The 17,098-nt window shown below is 37.0% G+C and carries 18 protein-coding genes and 1 other annotated feature; of the genes, 5 read left to right on the forward strand and 13 right to left on the reverse strand.

Features of this window, described 5'->3' with window-relative positions; genetic code table 11:
- Positions 1-67: 67 nt before the first annotated feature.
- Both K332_RS0117320 and K332_RS0117325 read right to left on the reverse strand, forming a co-directional pair.
- Positions 68-1,402, reverse strand: coding sequence for a sensor histidine kinase (locus tag K332_RS0117320; RefSeq protein ID WP_026908604.1), 1,335 nt, complete (start codon positions 1,400-1,402; stop codon positions 68-70).
- Positions 1,403-1,405: 3 nt separating this feature from the next.
- A complete protein-coding gene (locus tag K332_RS0117325) occupies positions 1,406-2,092 on the reverse strand; it encodes a response regulator transcription factor (protein ID WP_026908605.1) in 687 nt (228 codons plus the stop codon).
- 163 nt (positions 2,093-2,255) lie between these two features.
- On the opposite strand from K332_RS0117325, the gene K332_RS0117330 reads away from it, so the two are divergent.
- On the forward strand, positions 2,256-3,575 hold the full coding sequence (locus tag K332_RS0117330) for a S1C family serine protease (protein ID WP_026908606.1): 1,320 nt from the start codon (positions 2,256-2,258) through the stop codon (positions 3,573-3,575).
- 93 nt (positions 3,576-3,668) lie between these two features.
- Here the strand turns inward: K332_RS0117330 and K332_RS0117335 are convergent, their stop codons facing one another.
- Both K332_RS0117335 and K332_RS0117340 read right to left on the reverse strand, forming a co-directional pair.
- Positions 3,669-3,875, reverse strand: coding sequence for a zinc ribbon domain-containing protein (locus tag K332_RS0117335; protein WP_026908607.1), 207 nt, complete (start codon positions 3,873-3,875; stop codon positions 3,669-3,671).
- 166 nt (positions 3,876-4,041) lie between these two features.
- The gene (locus tag K332_RS0117340) at positions 4,042-4,716 is read right to left on the reverse strand and encodes a TraR/DksA C4-type zinc finger protein (RefSeq protein ID WP_026908608.1); all 675 of its coding nucleotides are present in this window, start codon (positions 4,714-4,716) and stop codon (positions 4,042-4,044) included.
- Positions 4,717-5,049: 333 nt separating this feature from the next.
- Here K332_RS0117340 and K332_RS0117345 point away from each other — a divergent pair, with 333 nt between their 5' ends.
- Positions 5,050-5,922, forward strand: a complete 873-nt coding sequence (locus K332_RS0117345; RefSeq protein ID WP_026908609.1) for an NAD(P)-dependent oxidoreductase — start codon at positions 5,050-5,052, stop codon at positions 5,920-5,922.
- On the opposite strand, the gene K332_RS0117350 is transcribed toward K332_RS0117345, so the two are convergent.
- The 3 genes from K332_RS0117350 to cspD all read right to left on the reverse strand — a co-directional run bounded on the left by K332_RS0117350 (position 5,919) and on the right by cspD (position 7,172).
- On the reverse strand, positions 5,919-6,218 hold the full coding sequence (locus tag K332_RS0117350; protein ID WP_026908610.1) for a hypothetical protein: 300 nt from the start codon (positions 6,216-6,218) through the stop codon (positions 5,919-5,921). The genes K332_RS0117345 and K332_RS0117350 overlap by 4 nt on opposite strands.
- 1 nt (position 6,219) lies before the next feature.
- Positions 6,220-6,900 carry a class I SAM-dependent methyltransferase gene (locus K332_RS0117355; RefSeq protein ID WP_026908611.1) on the reverse strand — a complete coding sequence of 227 codons (681 nt, stop codon included), beginning with the start codon at positions 6,898-6,900 and terminating at the stop codon, positions 6,220-6,222.
- A gap of 74 nt (positions 6,901-6,974) precedes the next feature.
- Positions 6,975-7,172, reverse strand: a complete 198-nt coding sequence (cspD, locus tag K332_RS0117360) for a cold-shock protein CspD (RefSeq protein ID WP_026908612.1) — start codon at positions 7,170-7,172, stop codon at positions 6,975-6,977.
- A gap of 313 nt (positions 7,173-7,485) precedes the next feature.
- Between cspD and K332_RS0117365 the strand changes: the two genes are divergently transcribed.
- From K332_RS0117365 to K332_RS0117375, 3 genes are all read left to right on the forward strand, one after another.
- The gene (locus K332_RS0117365) at positions 7,486-8,265 is read left to right on the forward strand and encodes an ABC transporter substrate-binding protein (protein ID WP_026908613.1); all 780 of its coding nucleotides are present in this window, start codon (positions 7,486-7,488) and stop codon (positions 8,263-8,265) included.
- A gap of 174 nt (positions 8,266-8,439) precedes the next feature.
- A complete protein-coding gene (gene trhO, locus K332_RS0117370) occupies positions 8,440-9,414 on the forward strand; it encodes an oxygen-dependent tRNA uridine(34) hydroxylase TrhO (protein WP_026908614.1) in 975 nt (324 codons plus the stop codon).
- A gap of 615 nt (positions 9,415-10,029) precedes the next feature.
- Positions 10,030-10,512, forward strand: a complete 483-nt coding sequence (locus K332_RS0117375) for a glutathione peroxidase (protein WP_026908615.1) — start codon at positions 10,030-10,032, stop codon at positions 10,510-10,512.
- A 24-nt stretch (positions 10,513-10,536) separates the two neighbouring features.
- Here the strand turns inward: K332_RS0117375 and K332_RS0117380 are convergent, their stop codons facing one another.
- The 6 genes from K332_RS0117380 to K332_RS0117405 form a co-directional block, all read right to left on the reverse strand.
- Positions 10,537-11,259 carry an amino acid ABC transporter ATP-binding protein gene (locus tag K332_RS0117380; protein ID WP_026908616.1) on the reverse strand — a complete coding sequence of 241 codons (723 nt, stop codon included), beginning with the start codon at positions 11,257-11,259 and terminating at the stop codon, positions 10,537-10,539.
- Positions 11,252-11,911, reverse strand: coding sequence for an amino acid ABC transporter permease (locus K332_RS0117385; protein WP_026908617.1), 660 nt, complete (start codon positions 11,909-11,911; stop codon positions 11,252-11,254). The genes K332_RS0117380 and K332_RS0117385 overlap by 8 nt, the downstream gene beginning before the upstream one ends.
- A 30-nt stretch (positions 11,912-11,941) precedes the next feature.
- Entirely contained in the window at positions 11,942-12,709 is a 768-nt protein-coding gene (locus K332_RS0117390; protein WP_026908618.1) for a substrate-binding periplasmic protein, read from the reverse strand.
- 62 nt (positions 12,710-12,771) lie between these two features.
- Positions 12,772-13,929, reverse strand: coding sequence for a M20 family metallopeptidase (locus K332_RS0117395; protein ID WP_026908619.1), 1,158 nt, complete (start codon positions 13,927-13,929; stop codon positions 12,772-12,774).
- A gap of 321 nt (positions 13,930-14,250) precedes the next feature.
- On the reverse strand, positions 14,251-15,690 hold the full coding sequence (proS, locus tag K332_RS0117400; RefSeq protein ID WP_026908620.1) for a proline--tRNA ligase: 1,440 nt from the start codon (positions 15,688-15,690) through the stop codon (positions 14,251-14,253).
- A gap of 57 nt (positions 15,691-15,747) precedes the next feature.
- Positions 15,748-15,971 (reverse strand) — a binding site (T-box leader).
- 54 nt (positions 15,972-16,025) lie between these two features.
- The gene (locus tag K332_RS0117405) at positions 16,026-16,550 is read right to left on the reverse strand and encodes a GNAT family N-acetyltransferase (RefSeq protein WP_026908621.1); all 525 of its coding nucleotides are present in this window, start codon (positions 16,548-16,550) and stop codon (positions 16,026-16,028) included.
- Positions 16,551-17,098 lie beyond the last annotated feature (548 nt).

Raw genomic sequence — 17,098 nt, forward strand, 5'->3', positions numbered from 1 at the left:
ATTCTACTTAAAAAGTCCGGTGCTTGTTCTCTCCTTCGTGCAAACAAATTAGAAACCATCCGTAGTTCTATAACTTATTAAAGATTAGGGTGAATTTTGCGCCACCTAGTTGAGATTTCCCAGCTTGGATTTTTCCACCAGACTGTTCAATGATGGCTCTAGAGATAGCTAGCCCTAGGCCAGTCTCTCCATTCTTACCTTTCACAAATCTGTGGAAAATATGTGGCATTAAATCTTCAGAAATGCCTTCTCCATCATCCTCAATAGTTATCATAATTTGACTACTTTGCATACTGGAGGAAATTACAAGTTTACTCTTTCCATGGCGGATTCCATTAACAGCTAAATTAAGTAAGGCGCGTAATAAGCGTTCTTCGTCTCCTTTAAGATATATGCTTTCTTCCACTTCTTTTCGAAGCTCTATATTTTTTTCCGTTGCTAAAGGTAAAGCCCTCTCCATTACCTTATCAATTAAAGTGGTTAATACAACCTTCTCCTTTTGATAAGTAATCTCTTCACTTTCTAGCTTAGCTAGCAATATCATTTCATTAATTATTTTCTTTAAGCGGTTTACTTCTGAAACAATAACTTCCAGTCCTTTTTCTTCCTCTTGTTCATCAAATACCTTTTCTTTAATTCCTTCTGCATAGCCTTGTATTGTCATAAGTGGGGTTTTTAGTTCGTGGCTAGCATTTTGGAAGAACGTCTGCTGCGTATTTATATACCGTTGCAACTCATTCGCCATATCATAAACACTTTGAGCAACCTCTTTTATTTCTCCCGATGCATTTATTGGTTTGATTTCATTAAACTCACGCTTTTCGACTTTTTTAAGTTGGTATTTTAGTCGAGTTAACGGTGTAACCAGTTTTCTAGTAAGAAAATAACTAAGACCAATGGCAGCAATTGCTCCGAATATGAATACAAGTAACATACGCATGATAAAATCTCTTTGTACAATTTGCAGATCTTGTAATGGCGTAAGGAGAATCAGTTCTAATCCAAGACTTTCCGGAACAAATAAGATTCTAGATGTTACATATTTTTCATTGCCAAATCCCCATAGTTCTTCATCAGTATTACTGAAATCATTATTCATAAATAATCCAGTAACAATGGATGTTGGTAATGTTGAGAAATGTACGGAATTTTGCGTACGATCATATAAGAATAGTTGTAAATCTTGCTCCTGTAAAAATTCATTAAAGCCAATTAGGTTTTCTCTTGATATAAATGCCTCATCTAATACGTTGACCAAAATTTCACCTTTTTGCTCCAGCTGTCTTTGTTCATCCTGGATTAACAGATTCAAAATTAATGAATAAACCACATATCCCGTAATGGCCATGATAATCAAAAGTAAAGCTGTAAATGCTGCATTTAATTGGTATTGTAACTTCATTGTTTAGTCCTCTTTATCCCGAAGACGGTATCCAAATCCCCAAACAGTCTCAAGTGGTAGATCTTTTATTTTCTTCCGAAGCCTTTTCACCAAATCATCTACCGCACGGTCACTTCCAAAGTAATCGTCTCCCCAGATACGCACGAGGAGTTCTTCACGGGAAAATGCACGATTCACATTTTCTGCAAATAAAAGCAACATATCAAATTCCTTGGTGGTTACGTCCTGTTCCTCTTCAGCCCAAAATACAAGACGATCACTTTTATCAATTACTAATTGTTCTACAACCACCTGTTCATTGTTTTTAATCTGTTCTTTTCCCTCTGGTCGGTAGCGCTTAAATACGCGCTTTACCCTTGCCATTAATTCTCTAGGGCTAAACGGTTTTGTTAAATAATCATCTCCACCTAACTCAAGCCCAAGTATTTTATCAATTTCTTCATCTTTAGCAGAAACAATAATTATCGGAACATCACTTTCATTACGAATCACCTTACAAAATTCGTATCCATCCATTCCTGGAAGCATTATATCTACAATCCACATATCCGGTGGATTAGACTTCCAAAGTTTTAACCCTTTTTCGGCTGAATCCATTATCGAAACATGATAGCCTTCTTTCTTTAGGAAGGCTGACACGATGTTTTGGATATTTGGATCATCTTCAATGACAGCAATATGGTAATTCATTTTCTTCACCACTTTTACCTAATTTTTCTTCTATTTTCACATTAATAAGAATGTGAGACAATATATTTTGCTTATTTCCACATTTATTCCACAATTATCCCTAAGCTATTCCACCGCTAATGGATATGCTATACATATAGTTTTTAGGAAAGGATGAATATCAATGGAAAATAATGAAAATGAAAATATACCAGTAGAGCCTAATAATGATGAACAGCATCATTATGAGGACTCCGAAAAAACTACTTATCATCAAACAGAACAAATAAATGATCACGAATCTGAAGCTAATTCTCCTTCAGAACCAGTGATAAAAAAGAAAAATTCTAAAGCTTCCACCACTACCAAGGCATTCCTTTCTGGTATGCTCGGGGGTTTTATACCTGTCATTGTTTTGATACTACTCCTTTCCAACAATGTAATCTCATTTGGCAACGAAAGTAATACAGAAGTATCAACAAAAGCAAGCTCAAAATCAGAGCCAGAGATAATAACCACAATGGCAGCAGAAGATGCTAAAGGTTCGACTAATCTTGCTGAAGTTGCTGAAGCTGTTGTAGGTGTGACAAACTTACAACAACAAAATATCTGGACTAATAGTCAAGAGGCTGGAACCGGATCTGGAATCATTTATAAAAAGGAAGATGGAAAAGCCTATGTTGTAACAAACCACCATGTTGTAGCTGGAGCAGAACAAGTTGAAGTTGTGTTATCTAATGATGAACGGGTTACAGCCAAAGTTCTTGGAACAGATGAATTGACCGATTTAGCTGTATTAGAGATAGATGGAGATAATGTTAATATGGTTGCTAAGCTCGGAACAGCTGATGGTAAACAAGTAGGGGAAACTGTATATGCAATCGGTAACCCACTTGGAATTGAATTTGCTAACTCGTTAACGAAAGGAATCATTAGTGGACTTGAACGTTCCGTATCTGTGGATACAAATGGGGATAGTGTTGCTGATTGGATTACAGAAGTTATCCAAACCGATGCGGCCATCAACCCCGGTAATAGCGGTGGGGCCTTAGTTGATTCAAATGGCGAGGTAATCGGTATCAACTCCATGAAGATTGCTAGTACTCAAGTCGAAGGAATTGGATTTGCCATTCCAATGGAATCTGCCCTTCCTATTATGGAACAATTAGAGACAACCGGTAAGGTGCAACGTCCGTTTATTGGCATTAGCATGGCAACCATCCATCAAGTACCAATGCAATATCGTCATAATGTTGTCCTACCTGAAGGTATAGAAGAGGGTATGGTTGTAGCAAGCGTTGAACCTGGATCCCCTGCAGCTGATGCTGGATTACAACAATTTGATGTGATTACGAAGATTGATGAGCATGAAACACCCACTGCTTTAGAGCTTAGAAAATATATGTATACAGAAACACAAGTAGGCGATTCTGTCAGCCTTGAAGTTTATAGAAATGGCGAAAAACAAATCGTTGAATTAAAGCTTACAGATCGATATGAATAAGTGTTCAAAAGAAGGGTCCTCCCTCCCTTCTTTTTTGCATAAAAAGGGTCTAAATCTCCACCATAACTTGGAGATTTAGACCCTTTAATAAACTTATCCAAAGAACAAGTCAAGAACGTTCATACCTGTTGAACCCCGCTTATTATAAAACTCAGAATACCCACAACTCTTACAATACACAACAATAAATTGATTATGCTGTACGTCAAACATTTTCGATAATCCCGTACCTGTCATAGCAACTTCCTTCTTGTCTGCATCCATACTGCCACATTTCATACATCCTTTATTTTCCTTCATTCCTCATTACTCCTTTTATTCAAAAGATATTTTAAATGAAAGTGTTTCATTAGAAAAACACGCATTTGATAAAGGGAAAGTTGATGTGTTAGTTTTTCAATACGCCGCGGAAAGCTTTTATATTAAAAAATGCACAGCATATCACTTGGGACTGCTGTGCATTTTATTAATCCATATCTAATTCGTTCTCATATTTATTATGATTCGGAGTTACTCCTGTATAATTTCCATGTTGATCAGCGGCAACAAATCCCTCGATATCCTCAACAACACCCACGTTTTCATCGCTATTTGGATACATTTCATCATAATTATCTCGGTCACCGTAAAAGTCTGATGCTGTTTCAGAAGTTCCATAACGACTAATTTCTTGCCATGTGTCCTCTGCATCATAACCAACTTGTTCTTCATCTGTTACCTCATCGGGGTTAATATTTGGACTAAATACCTCTTCTTCAACCGGCCTATTCCGCTCAAACGTATCACTTTCTGCATGATTGATACAATGGTCTGTTGTTGGTATGGCTTCTAATCGCTCTAATGGGATATCTGCCCCACATTCTCTACATATCCCATAGGTTCCTTCCTCTATCGCATGTAAAGCCTCATTAATCTCTTCTAGTTCCTTTTCTGTATGCTCATTTAAGGCAAGGTCCTTTTGTCTTTCGTATAATTCTGTTCCTAAATCTGCAGGATGGTTGTCATAATTCGATAGTTCACCTACGGACTCTTTTGCCATCTCATAGTTAAACCCATAATGGTCCTGAACATGATTAATCAATTCATTTTGCCGAGCTAATAATACTTCTTTAAACTTTTCTTGCTGTCGATTTGAAATCATGTATTAGCCTCCTAAAAAAGCAATGATCCGTGATTACTTTTAGAAAAACTCACATAGGGAGTGTGGTAGTTTTTCATATATTCTGCGGAAAGTATAATACTTTCTACTGAAAAAGGTTGCTAATCATACTATATGTAAAAGCATTAGATTGATTCTATAATATCAATCTGAATAGCATGTCAATATGTGGCATTCAACCCTTTAAAATGGTCTATAGAAAAAAGTATAAATTGTTTCTCTAACTACAACTGCACCTAATGACTCGATAATTGATTTTTCTTTTATAATATTGAAAATAATTATATAGTAAAAGCAGAAAGGGAGTGCTTCATCATGCTTAAAAATATCGGATTTATCGGAACTGGTGTTATGGGAAGAAGTATGGTTCAAAACCTTTTAAAGGCAGGATATAATGTTTCGGTTTATACTCGGACAAAATCAAAAGCAAAAGAATTATTACATCAAGGTGCAGTATGGAAGGATTCTGTATCTGATTTAGCTTCTACAGCTGATGTAGTCATTACAATTGTTGGATATCCCCAGGATGTAGAAGAAGTATATTTTGGTGAAAATGGGATTATTGAACATGCTAAAGAAGGATCCTATATTATTGACATGACAACTTCCAAACCATCTTTAGCAATAGAGATTTATCAAAAAGCCGTTGAAAAAGGGATTTTTGCTCTTGATGCACCTGTTTCTGGTGGAGATATTGGCGCTAAAAGCGGTAAACTCGCAATTATGGTTGGCGGGGACCCAGAAGCATTCGATGCGGTTTTACCAGTATTTGAAGTAATGGGAGAAAATATTATCCTACAAGGGCAAGCTGGTGCAGGACAACATACAAAGCTAAGTAATCAAATTGCTATTGCTACCAATATGATCGGGGTTTGTGAAGCCATTGTTTATGCTAAAAAAGCTGGACTTGAACCGTCACGAGTTTTGGACAGCATAACAACTGGCGCAGCTGGAAGTTTTTCTTTATCAAAGCTTGCTCCACGTATGATCGAAGGAGACTTTGCCCCAGGATTCTATGTAAAGCATTTCATAAAAGATATGACTATAGCTATTGAATCAGCAGAAGAATTAGGACTATCCACTCCAGGCTTAGCGCTATCCTTAGAACTATATAAAGAGTTAGCTGAAAAAGGCGATGCAGACAGTGGAACACAAGCGTTAGTTAAATTATTCGATCCATCATTCTAAGACTTTCTCTTATCAATTTCACCTTGAACAACAAATGCTAAATCATCGTTCCCAAAAAGCTGCAAGACATGTAAAACGGTTTGATCCGGTATTTCGTTTGATTCTATTTTGGGAACGGTTAATTCCATCGCTTCTTCCAATGCCCTGTTATTAGCCTGATATGGATAGGCTAATTTATATAACTCCTCTGGATCCATATCATTATTGATACACCATTGTGCAAAAATTAGAATCATCATTTTTTCGTCATTCTGGTAGTTTTTAATAATTTGTTCTTCTAGTTGTTTTCTATCCATTTTATTCACCCACTTTACGAAGCAAAAACACCCACATAAAACTTAATGCCTGTTTTAATACAACCGGTAATCCTTGATAATGTTCTTCTGTTACGCCTTCTTTATAAACACCTAATTCATCCACTAACTCAAAGCCTAATTCTTTAGCAAGTTTGAAAAACTCCCAAGGCATCATTGTGTTGTTTATTGTTTTTTTACCATAAACTTTCGGATAGCTACTAGACCTCGGACCAGCTGTTGGGCCCAAAACACCGACACATAAAAGGCCATCTTGCTTCAAAACTCTCCTCAATTCCGTCGCTGCTACTGACGGGACTTCAACCCATTCTATAACGTTAATACTTAAAATAGCATCAACCGATTCATCCAAAAGTGGTAATTGATTCACGTCAGCGACTTTAAATGGAATATCCTGCAGCCGTTCCTTTGCCTTTTCAATCATCTCTTCTGAAATATCTAAACCCATTACTTCATGGCCTAACTTTTTTAGCTTGTATGTACCGTAACCATCTCCACAACCAACATCTACTAGCTTAGATCCATTTTCAAGATGTTTCTCTAATAAAGGGATGATATCTTTTCGGCTGCCATGATCCCACATATTCTGGCTACGGGCATTCCAAAAACTAGCTCGATTATTCCACTCTTCTTTTGATTTTTCCATCCAGTCAAATGAATCCAATTCCAGTCACCTCGTCTTCTAATTAAATAAAAAGGCTTATCTCAACTGAGATAAGCCTTGTGGTTTTGTGTTAATTATAGTTTAGTTACGTTAGCTGCTTGAGGTCCACGGTTACCTTCAACGATTTCAAATTCAACATCTTGACCTTCTTCAAGAGTTTTGAAACCATCAGTTTGGATAGCTGAGAAGTGTACGAATACATCGTCACCGTCTTCGCGCTCGATGAAACCGAAACCTTTTTCTGCGTTAAACCATTTTACTTTACCAGTCATTTATATGACCTCCTTATCGAATAGCTTGCAAAGTACAATTGAACTTAATACTTTTACACCTACTCTGATAAAGAGAACGTAAAGTATTACCAATTTCAATTTCCTTGCTACTTTTAACTTTACCCTTTTGATTAGAAAAATGCAAGTAAATCCGAATTTTTTAGTAAAAAAAAATAAAATTTAGTCTTTACTACCTATTAAATCTATGTTAAAATTTGTCGCATTTTGTAGAATGACCTAAATTCGCAGTGACAAGAATGTTATTCTGGGCTAAACTTGAAAGGGAACTAGTCGATAATGGGAGGGGTTTCATATGTATAACATAAAGGACCACCTAGAGAGAAAGATTACACTTTCACATCTACCCAAACGTATTATTTCTCTTGTACCAGCCATTACGGAAACCATGTATCACCTGGGTCTAGAAAATACGATTGTTGGCCGAACAAGATTTTGTATTTTCCCAGAGGAAAAAGTACAAAAGGCAAGAAACATTGGTGGAACAAAAGATATTAAGCTAGACCGGATCCACGAATTAAAACCAGATTTAATCATTGCTGAGAAAGAAGAAAATACCAAAGAAATTGTAGAAACACTGGAACAACATTATCCAGTCTTCGTCTTTGAAGTACAAAACATACCAGATGTGTACCGTATGATTAATGATCTAGGAATTATTACTAATCGCAAGGAAGAAGCAATACAAACGATTAACGAAATCAAAAATAAATTTGATACCCTTCCGAATGTAAACGGCAAAAGAGCTGCCTATGTTATTTGGAAAAAGCCCTACATGGTCGTTGGCAAAAATACATATATTCAGTCTATATTAGAAAGAATCGGATTTGTTAATCCATTTGCATCCTTTAACGGACGCTATCCCGTTATTACAGAAGAAGACTTTCTACATGCTGAAATGGATTATATCTTTTTAGCGACAGAACCATATCCTTTCAAGGAAAAGCACTTGGAGGAATTTCAAGCATTGGTACCCGATGCAAAACCGTTGATTATTGATGGTGAGATGTTTTGGTATGGTGCTAAAATGATTCAGGCAGCAGATTATTTTAGAGGAAAGTTTAATGAATTATAGTTACATTATACGTATTCCAAATCCCACACCTTAACAAAATTGCAACACAATCCTATTAAATCCTATTGAATTTCCAACTAAAAATTGCTAAACTATACTCTTGCAAGATAATAAAAAGTAACTATACCTACCAACATTTATATCTTGCAAATATGAATGATAGGTGGTAAAAAAATGGAAAATTACCGAGTATTGTTATACTACAAGTATGTTGACATCGAAGACCCTGAAGCCTTTGCTAAAGAGCACTTAGCTTTTTGTAATGAGACTGGATTAAAGGGTAGAATTTTAGTAGCTAAAGAGGGAATTAATGGGACCGTTTCTGGTACTGTTGAAGCAACGAATAAATATATTGAAATGATGCATAACGACCCTCGTTTTAGTGATTTAACGTTTAAAGTAGATGAACATGATGGTCATGCATTCAAGAAAATGCATGTACGTCCACGTAAGGAGCTAGTAACCCTACGTTTGGATGAAGAAGAAAATCCTGATCCAAAAGAGTTAACAGGTGAATTCCTTTCGCCAAAGGAATGGCGTGAAGCGATGGAACGTGATGATGTCGTTATTGTTGATACACGTAATGACTATGAATTTGAATTAGGTCATTTCCGTGGCGCAATAAACCCAGATATCGATAACTTCCGTGAGTTACCAGAATGGATTCGTCAAAACAAACATTTGATTGAAGGTAAAAAAGTTCTTATGTATTGCACTGGTGGTATCCGTTGTGAGAAATTCACTGGTTGGATGATTAAAGAAGGATTTGAAGATGTAGCACAACTTCATGGTGGGATTGTTACGTACGGTAAAGACCCAGAAGTACAGGGTGAACTATGGGATGGACAATGCTATGTATTTGATGAACGTATTGTAGTTCCAATTAATCGTAAAGATCACGTAATTGTTGGTAAAGATTACTTCGATGGCGAGCCATGCGAACGTTTTGTTAACTGTGCAAACCCTGAATGTAATAAACAAATTCTCTGCTCAGAAGAAAATGAGCATAAATATATGCGAGGATGTACACATGAATGTCGTGTACACCCAAGAAACATGTATGTTAAAGAGCAAAACCTTTCCCAAGAAGAAATCCAACAAAGATTGGACATTATTGCCGGGGAAGAAACAGTAGCTCAAGAAGCATAGTAAAAGACGGCCAATTGGTCGTCTTTTTATTTTTTGCAGTATCCTACATTATTGTTGTTGTTAATTTCATAATTTGTATAAACTGCCAAGTAACTAATAATTCTCAGTAGCGCATCATACCCGCTCCGGAAATACACTGCGCTTTCCATGGGCGGCTGGTGAGCCTCCTCGTTCCTTCGTCACTGCGGGGTCTCACCTATGCCTGTCCTCCCATAGGAGTCTCCGTGTATTTCCGGAGCTGATATAGCTTAAATGAGATTAAAAGTGATTATTATCGAAAATATGTGATAAAACAATTTTCATTAAGAAAGCCAATACTAGCGTAGGCAGAATACGTAGACTCCTACGGGAATAGCACGAGGCCGAAGACCCCGCAGCGGTGAACTTTCCGCGAGGAGGCTGAGGCCGTGCCCGTGGAAAGCGGAGTATTCTGCTGAAGCGGTGTCATACATCTACAAATCTATTTTTCGGTTATGAAGGTGTTTGACAAAAAAATTACTCCACATTTTCCATCAATAGTGTGAATAAAGCCTATTCCCCCATAACTCAGGGTGCAAGTCTTTTATCTTTTCTATAAATTTATGATATGCTCAGAGATAGAAGGAGGAATTTTCAATGAGCGTACATGATTTTTCAGTGGAAACAATTCAGGGAGAAACAATTAACTTAAAGGAATATGAAGGAAAAGTATTACTAATCGTAAATACAGCAAGCAAATGTGGGTTCACCCCTCAATTTGAAGGTCTGCAGAAACTTTATAAAACGTACCATGATAAAGGGTTTGAAGTTCTTGGGTTTCCATGTAATCAATTCAGAAACCAGGATCCTGGGTCAAATCAAGAAATTGAAGATTTTTGCCAGTTAAATTACGGGGTTACCTTTCCAATGTTCCAAAAAATTGATGTAAACGGCCCTAATGCTCATCCTCTTTATAAATATCTAACCAGCGAAGCAAAGGGTTTCCTTACAAAAGAAATCAAATGGAATTTCACGAAATTTTTAATAGACCAGGATGGAAATGTGATTAAACGATTTCCACCGCAAACAACTCCTGACAAAATACAAAAAGAAATAGAAAACCAATTAAAAACTCGGTGAGACTTTGCTCAGGCCGAGTTTTTCCTATAGAACTTTTGCTAAAAAATCCTTAGCACGTTTCGTTTTGGGGCTCTTAAAAAATGACTGTGGTTCCGCTTCTTCCATCAATTTTCCTTCATCCATAAAAATGATTTTATCCGCGACCTCCTTTGCAAAATTCATCTCATGTGTGACAACAATCATCGTCATTCCCGTTTGAGCTAAATCCTTCATTACATCAAGAACTTCTTTCACCATTTCAGGGTCTAGTGCTGAAGTAGGTTCGTCGAATAACATAATTTCTGGATCCATTCCTAATGCCCTTGCGATAGCAACACGTTGCTTTTGACCACCTGACAATCTATTCGGATAAGCTTCAACTTTTTCTATTAAACCAACTCTGGCCAATAATTCTTTCGCATTCTTTTCAGCTAATTCTTTTTTCATATGTTTTACTTTAACCGGTGCATACATGACATTCTCCAATACCGTCATATGCGGAAACAGATGAAAGTGTTGAAATACCATTCCAATATTCTTTCTAACCTGAAGTTTATTCACCTTTAGGCTAGTAATTTCCTCATCCTTTAACCAGATATGACCACTGGAGGGATCTTCTAATAGATTTAAACAACGTAAAAAGGTTGATTTCCCTGAACCTGATGGGCCAATAACAGCTACAACCTCCCCTTTGTTAATTGTTGTTGTAATATTTTTCAACACTATACTTTCTCCAAAATTCTTTGTAAGTTCCATAGTTTTAATCACTCTGTCTCAACCTCCGTTCCACCCAACTACCAATATTTGTTAGGATAAAAATCATCACCCAATAAATTACTCCAGCAAACAATAACGGTTCAAAATTACGATACAACTGGGCCCCAACAATTTCTGCTCTCCGCATTAAATCCATATATCCGATAGTTGATACTAGTGCTGATTCTTTTGTTAAGGTAATAAATTCATTCATCATGGCTGGTAAGATATTTTTCAATGCCTGTGGTAATATAATATTTGCCATCATTGGTCGATACGGTATCCCTAAAGCTTCCGCCGCTTCTACTTGTCCTTTATCCACCGCCATAATACCTGCACGAATAATTTCTGATACATAAGCCGCTGAATTAAGACCAAATGCTAGAACGGCACTTAAAAATACAGGGATATCATAGAGAAATAATTGCGGTACAGCATAATGTATAATCATCAATTGTAGAATTAATGGTGTTCCACGGAATATCGATGTATAGATATCGGCAGGCCATTTGAGCCACTTTTTATTCCCAATCTTACATAGCGCTAATATAGTTCCTAATAGTAAACCAAAAAGAATAGATACACTGACAAACTTTAATGTTGCTCCAATTCCTTCTAATATAAAAGGAATTGAAGGCACGATTTGGCTAAAGTCCAAATTCATGCCTTCACACCTCACCTTCTAGCTGTTAAATTATTCGTATTCTGATAACCATTTTTCTTTTAGCTTTTCAATCGTTCCATCTTCTTCAAATTTCTTCAAAACAGCATTAACGGCTTCTACCCTTTCACTTCCCTTAGGAAATGCAATTGCCATACCAGGTGAGCTTGTTGTTGGATCATCAAACCCTATGTAGCCTTGAGAATTGATATAGCCTGTTGCCACTGTCTTATCCATATAAGCAACATCAATTCGATTAGAGTTTAATTCTTGAATAAGTATGCTAGCATCATCTACTTTTTTCACCTCAAAACCATACTCTTTCGCTAGTGTTTCAGCACCCTCTTCTTGAATAGTGCCTAACTGCACACCAACAACTGTTCCTTTTAAACTTTCTAAACCCTTTATATCTTCTTCTGCTTTTGAAATGAACATTTCACCAGATCGATGATACTCATTTGAAAATTCTACATTTTTTTGCCTATCTTCAGTTGCACTCATTCCAGCAAGTACCATATCTACACGTTTTGCCTGCAATGAACCAATTAGACCATCAAAGTCCATATCTTCAATTTTTAATGCATAACCTAATTCATCAGCAACTAGATGTGCTAACTCCACATCAAATCCGATAAAATTCCCTTCTGCATCATAAGATTCAAATGGTGGAAAGTCTGCGGACGTTGCCATCTTTAATATCTTTTCCCCTTCCTTTTCTGTTGAACTTGCTTCCCCTGAACCACATGCCGCTAACAAACTAACTAAAAACACAATCAAAATTCCTAGCATTGCTTTTTTCATATGAACCACTCCTTTATAATCATTAATATTATTGATTAAATATACATAAATACGTATAAAAATTAACCTCGTTGAAACTCTTCTTTAATAGCTGCCAATAAACTATTATTTGTTAATACATCAAATCCTGTGCTAGCTAATGCAAGTGCACCTGATTTTAATGCTTCGAACCCATCAGTTGTAATGGTCTGATCAGCAAACTCTTTCGTATGAGCAATTAAACCCGGTTTATTCAATCCAATATATGGATGAATTGCTGGAACAACATGGCTAACGTTTCCCATATCAATAGATCCATAAGAAAGTTTAGCTGGATAGATTGGAAGAGTACTAGTTTGTTCTAAGTTTTCGGTAAAAGCATTCGATAAAGCTTGATTAGTAATCATATCATCATAGCTTAGCTCATAATTGGATACTTCAAATGATGCTCCTGTCATGAGTGCAGCACCTTCAGCAATTTTTTTCACCTTTTCTACTACCTCGTTTAACTTGGCTCGCTCTTTGGCACGTATGTAGAATTGAGCCACAGCGTAATCTGGTACTACATTCGCTGCCTCTCCACCTTGGGGAATAATCCCGTGAATCCTTACATCCGTTGATAGGTGCTCCCTTAATGCGTTGATTCCATTAAACAGTTGAATCACGCTATCCAATGCATTAATCCCTTTTTCGGGAGAAGCTGCTGCATGCGAAGACTTTCCAGTGTATGCAAATTGAATGGCATCCATCGCTAACGAATCACCACTAACATACGATTGGTCATTTGGATGTAAAATCATTGCTACATCTATATCATCAAAAATTCCCTGTTCACTCATCGGTACTTTTGCTCCGTTTGTTTCCTCTGCAGGTGTGCCAATGACGACAACACTTCCACCGGTTTCCTGGATAACCTTACTTAATGCTATTCCTGCTCCAACGCTCATTGTCCCAATTAGATTATGACCACATCCATGGCCCACACCGGGTAAAGCGTCATATTCTGCAAGATAGGCAATTTTCGGTCCTGGTTTTCCACTATTAAATTCCGCTTTAAAAGCTGTTGGTCTTTCTACAATGCCTTCCTCAACTTCGAATCCATTTTCCTCCAATAAGTTAACTAGCAGTTTCATAGACTTAAACTCTTGATCACCTAATTCGGGATTTTCATATAGTTGTTTACCAATCAACCAGAGATTTTGTTCCACCTTATGTAGTTCATTCTGTAATAACTCTTTCATCTTACTCACCCTTATGTATATTTATTAAGTAATATGTATACTTATACCATATGTATACTTATACCATTGATTTTATAAAAATACAATACTTTTTTTGAAAAACTTACATTCACTCATCCCTTAGCAAAGCAACTTCATGTAATGCTCATTAATCACTACCTGAGTTACTTCATGGAGCTTTGCGAGGAGAATTACTTCCTCGAATAAGTATGACGAGCACTCTTTGTGTTAGGTTTTCTATACGTGTGGAAAGTTTTTATCCTTTCTTAACCAAAAAAAGAGAGCTTAGCAATTAACTAAGCCCTCTTCATTCCTATTCCTTTAGTAAGCTTTTGCCCAATAAACTAATTCTTTCGCTTCTTTCCCACAGCATACACATGTATCTGCTACTTTTTCTTGATCATAAGGAATACAACGGGATGTTGCTGTTGTATCTTCTTTAATCTTTTCTTCACAAGCCAAGTCACCACACCACATGGCTTTAATGAATCCACCTTTTTCATCAAGTGTTTGTTTAAATTCATCCATAGTTGTTGCAACTGTTGTCTTTTCATTACGATGTGCAAGTGCTTTATCATAAAGATTTTGTTGAACTTCCTCAAGTAAAGCTGGTAAGCGGTCATTTAAATCAGTTAAAGCAACAAATTCCTTTTCACCAGTATCGCGACGAACAAGCACAACCTGTTCTTTTTCGATATCCTTTGGTCCCATTTCAATACGAACTGGGATACCTTTCATTTCATATTCATTGAACTTCCAGCCAGGCATTTTATCACTTGCATCGATGTCAACACGTACTAGTGATTTTAATTGATCACGAAGTTCATATGCTTTATCCAGTACACCCTCTTTATGTTGGGCAATTGGAACAATCATCGCTTGAGTTGGAGCAATTCTTGGTGGAACAACTAACCCACGGTTATCTCCATGAACCATGATCAATGCACCCATGATTCGAGTGGAAAGTCCCCAAGATGTTTGATGGACAAATTGACTCTTACCATTTTCATCAAGATAAGTAATATTGAATGCTTCAGCAAATCCAGAACCAAAATGGTGAGATGTCCCGGATTGCAATGCCTTTCCATCATGCATTAATGCTTCAATCGTTAGTGTGTACTTAGCACCGGCGAATTTTTCTTTTTCGGTTTTACGACCACGATAAACTGGTACTGCTAAATAGTTCTCCACTAAATCTGCATACACTTCTAACATACGATTTGTTTCGTTCGCTGCATCTTCATCTGTTGCATGAGCAGTATGACCTTCTTGCCAATGGAATTCGGATGAACGAAGGAACGGACGAGTAGTCTTTTCCCAGCGCACAACATTTCCCCATTGATTATATAGTTTAGGAAGATCACGGTATGAATGAATATTTTTAGAATAGTAATCACAGAAAAGAACTTCTGAAGTAGGACGAACAGCGATTCGCTCCACTAGTTCTTCCTCTCCGCCATGTGTTACCCAAGCTACTTCAGGAGCAAATCCTTCGACATGGTCTTTTTCTTTTTGAAGAAGACTTTCTGGAATAAATAGTGGAAATGCCACATTGGAATGACCGGTTTCTTTAATCATTCGGTCTAATTCATCTTTAATATTTTCCCAAATTGCATAGCCATAAGGCTTGATGATCATGGTTCCACGAACTTGACCATATTCGACTAGCTCTGCTTGTTTAACGACGTCGGTATACCATTGTGCAAAGTCATCTTCCATGGCTGTGATTTTTTCTACAAAATCTTTGTTTTTCTTTCCCATCATTAGCACCTCAATTTATATAAATTTTTTAATGAACACAAAAAAGCCTCCATCCGCATAAGGGACCGAGGATTGGTGGTACCACCCTTGTTTACTATCTACATAGATAAATAGTACACTTCGTTTGATAACGGTCAGGGACCGCGCGCAAATTCATGGGAAAACCCAATCCAAAGGCGAACTCCAAGGCAGGTTCCAATCTACGTCTATGGAAATTCTCACCTACCATTTCCTCTCTGAATAGACCGACTAAATTGTACTATCCTTTTCAATGTTTCATTTTATTGATATTAAGTTAAATATAATAACCTGCCATTAGAAAGTCAAGCTTATCGCTAGAAAGCTTTTTCATAAAGGGAGAATTTATCATTTCCCTCACCAATATGGCCTATGAATTGAAATCCAGAATTCTGATAGATTTTATTCAGTGCTTGATTATTTCCTACACAATCTAAACGAATAAAACCATTTTCAATCGTATGATTTTCATCGATCCATATTAATAATCTTTTCCCAATCTGTTGATTATGATGATTTTGACTAACAGCTAGCCGATGGATATAAAAAGCATGGTCATTCCGTTTCCCCCACATTTCTATATCCCATTCATTTTGCTCATTGGAAAAGTTAAAAGTCGCTACAACTTCTACATTTTTATTTTCAATAATATATGTATTCCCGGCTAAAATGTCCGCTTCTATTTCTTGGTCTTCTCCGCCGTCTAGTAAATAACCCCATTGGTTAATACCTTTAGCCTGAACCCATTTAGCAGCGGATTTAAGTAATTCAAGAATAGACTCTAAATCTGATTCGGTTGCTTTTCTTACAATAAATTCATCAAAATGATTAGTCTTAAACATTGTAACCATCCTCCTTTTTTTAAAAAAGCCACTCAACATAATTACACAATTTGTATAGACTGTGCGGTAACTAATAATTTTTAGTAGCGCATCGTACCCGCTCCGGAAATACACTTCGCTTTCCGTGGGCGGCTGGTGAGCCTCCCACAGGAGTCTCCGTGTATTTCCGGAGCTGGTTTAGCTTGAATTTAATTAAAATTGATTTTTAATGAAAATGTGTGATAAAACAATTTTTATTTAGAAAGCCAATACTAGCGCAGGCAGAATACGGAGACTTCTGCGGGAATAGCACGTGTCCGAAGACCCCGCAGCGGCGAACTTTCCGCGAGGAGGCTGAGGCCGTGCCCGCGGAAAGCGGAGTATTCTGCCGGAGCGGGATTTTAGCACTACACCTACTCCATTCCTAAGAGTGAGGAAATGTTTACAGTAGTTACCGCGCTGTTTCTATCAATAGCTAATATAAAAAGAAACAAACATCATCACAAAAACAGCTTGTATTTTAAATGACATAAAAAACACAGCAGCTTCAGATTATTTCACTTAAGCTT

This window comes from Paucisalibacillus globulus DSM 18846 (genome assembly GCF_000482485.1).
GTDB lineage: Bacteria > Bacillota > Bacilli > Bacillales > Amphibacillaceae > Ornithinibacillus > Ornithinibacillus globulus.

What these genes read in the sequence shown, in the direction of transcription:
- K332_RS0117320 (WP_026908604.1), bottom strand. Translation starts at nt 1,402, where the DNA reads ATGAAGTTACAATACCAATTAAATGCAGCATTTACAGCTTTACTTTTG.
- K332_RS0117325 (WP_026908605.1), bottom strand. Translation starts at nt 2,092, where the DNA reads ATGAATTACCATATTGCTGTCATTGAAGATGATCCAAATATCCAAAAC.
- K332_RS0117330 (WP_026908606.1), top strand. Translation starts at nt 2,256, where the DNA reads ATGGAAAATAATGAAAATGAAAATATACCAGTAGAGCCTAATAATGAT.
- K332_RS0117335 (WP_026908607.1), bottom strand. Translation starts at nt 3,875, where the DNA reads ATGAAGGAAAATAAAGGATGTATGAAATGTGGCAGTATGGATGCAGAC.
- K332_RS0117340 (WP_026908608.1), bottom strand. Translation starts at nt 4,716, where the DNA reads ATGATTTCAAATCGACAGCAAGAAAAGTTTAAAGAAGTATTATTAGCT.
- K332_RS0117345 (WP_026908609.1), top strand. Translation starts at nt 5,050, where the DNA reads ATGCTTAAAAATATCGGATTTATCGGAACTGGTGTTATGGGAAGAAGT.
- K332_RS0117350 (WP_026908610.1), bottom strand. Translation starts at nt 6,218, where the DNA reads ATGGATAGAAAACAACTAGAAGAACAAATTATTAAAAACTACCAGAAT.
- cspD (WP_026908612.1), bottom strand. Translation starts at nt 7,172, where the DNA reads ATGACTGGTAAAGTAAAATGGTTTAACGCAGAAAAAGGTTTCGGTTTC.
- K332_RS0117365 (WP_026908613.1), top strand. Translation starts at nt 7,486, where the DNA reads ATGTATAACATAAAGGACCACCTAGAGAGAAAGATTACACTTTCACAT.
- trhO (WP_026908614.1), top strand. Translation starts at nt 8,440, where the DNA reads ATGGAAAATTACCGAGTATTGTTATACTACAAGTATGTTGACATCGAA.
- K332_RS0117375 (WP_026908615.1), top strand. Translation starts at nt 10,030, where the DNA reads ATGAGCGTACATGATTTTTCAGTGGAAACAATTCAGGGAGAAACAATT.
- K332_RS0117385 (WP_026908617.1), bottom strand. Translation starts at nt 11,911, where the DNA reads ATGAATTTGGACTTTAGCCAAATCGTGCCTTCAATTCCTTTTATATTA.
- K332_RS0117390 (WP_026908618.1), bottom strand. Translation starts at nt 12,709, where the DNA reads ATGAAAAAAGCAATGCTAGGAATTTTGATTGTGTTTTTAGTTAGTTTG.
- K332_RS0117395 (WP_026908619.1), bottom strand. Translation starts at nt 13,929, where the DNA reads ATGAAAGAGTTATTACAGAATGAACTACATAAGGTGGAACAAAATCTC.
- proS (WP_026908620.1), bottom strand. Translation starts at nt 15,690, where the DNA reads ATGGGAAAGAAAAACAAAGATTTTGTAGAAAAAATCACAGCCATGGAA.
- K332_RS0117405 (WP_026908621.1), bottom strand. Translation starts at nt 16,550, where the DNA reads ATGTTTAAGACTAATCATTTTGATGAATTTATTGTAAGAAAAGCAACC.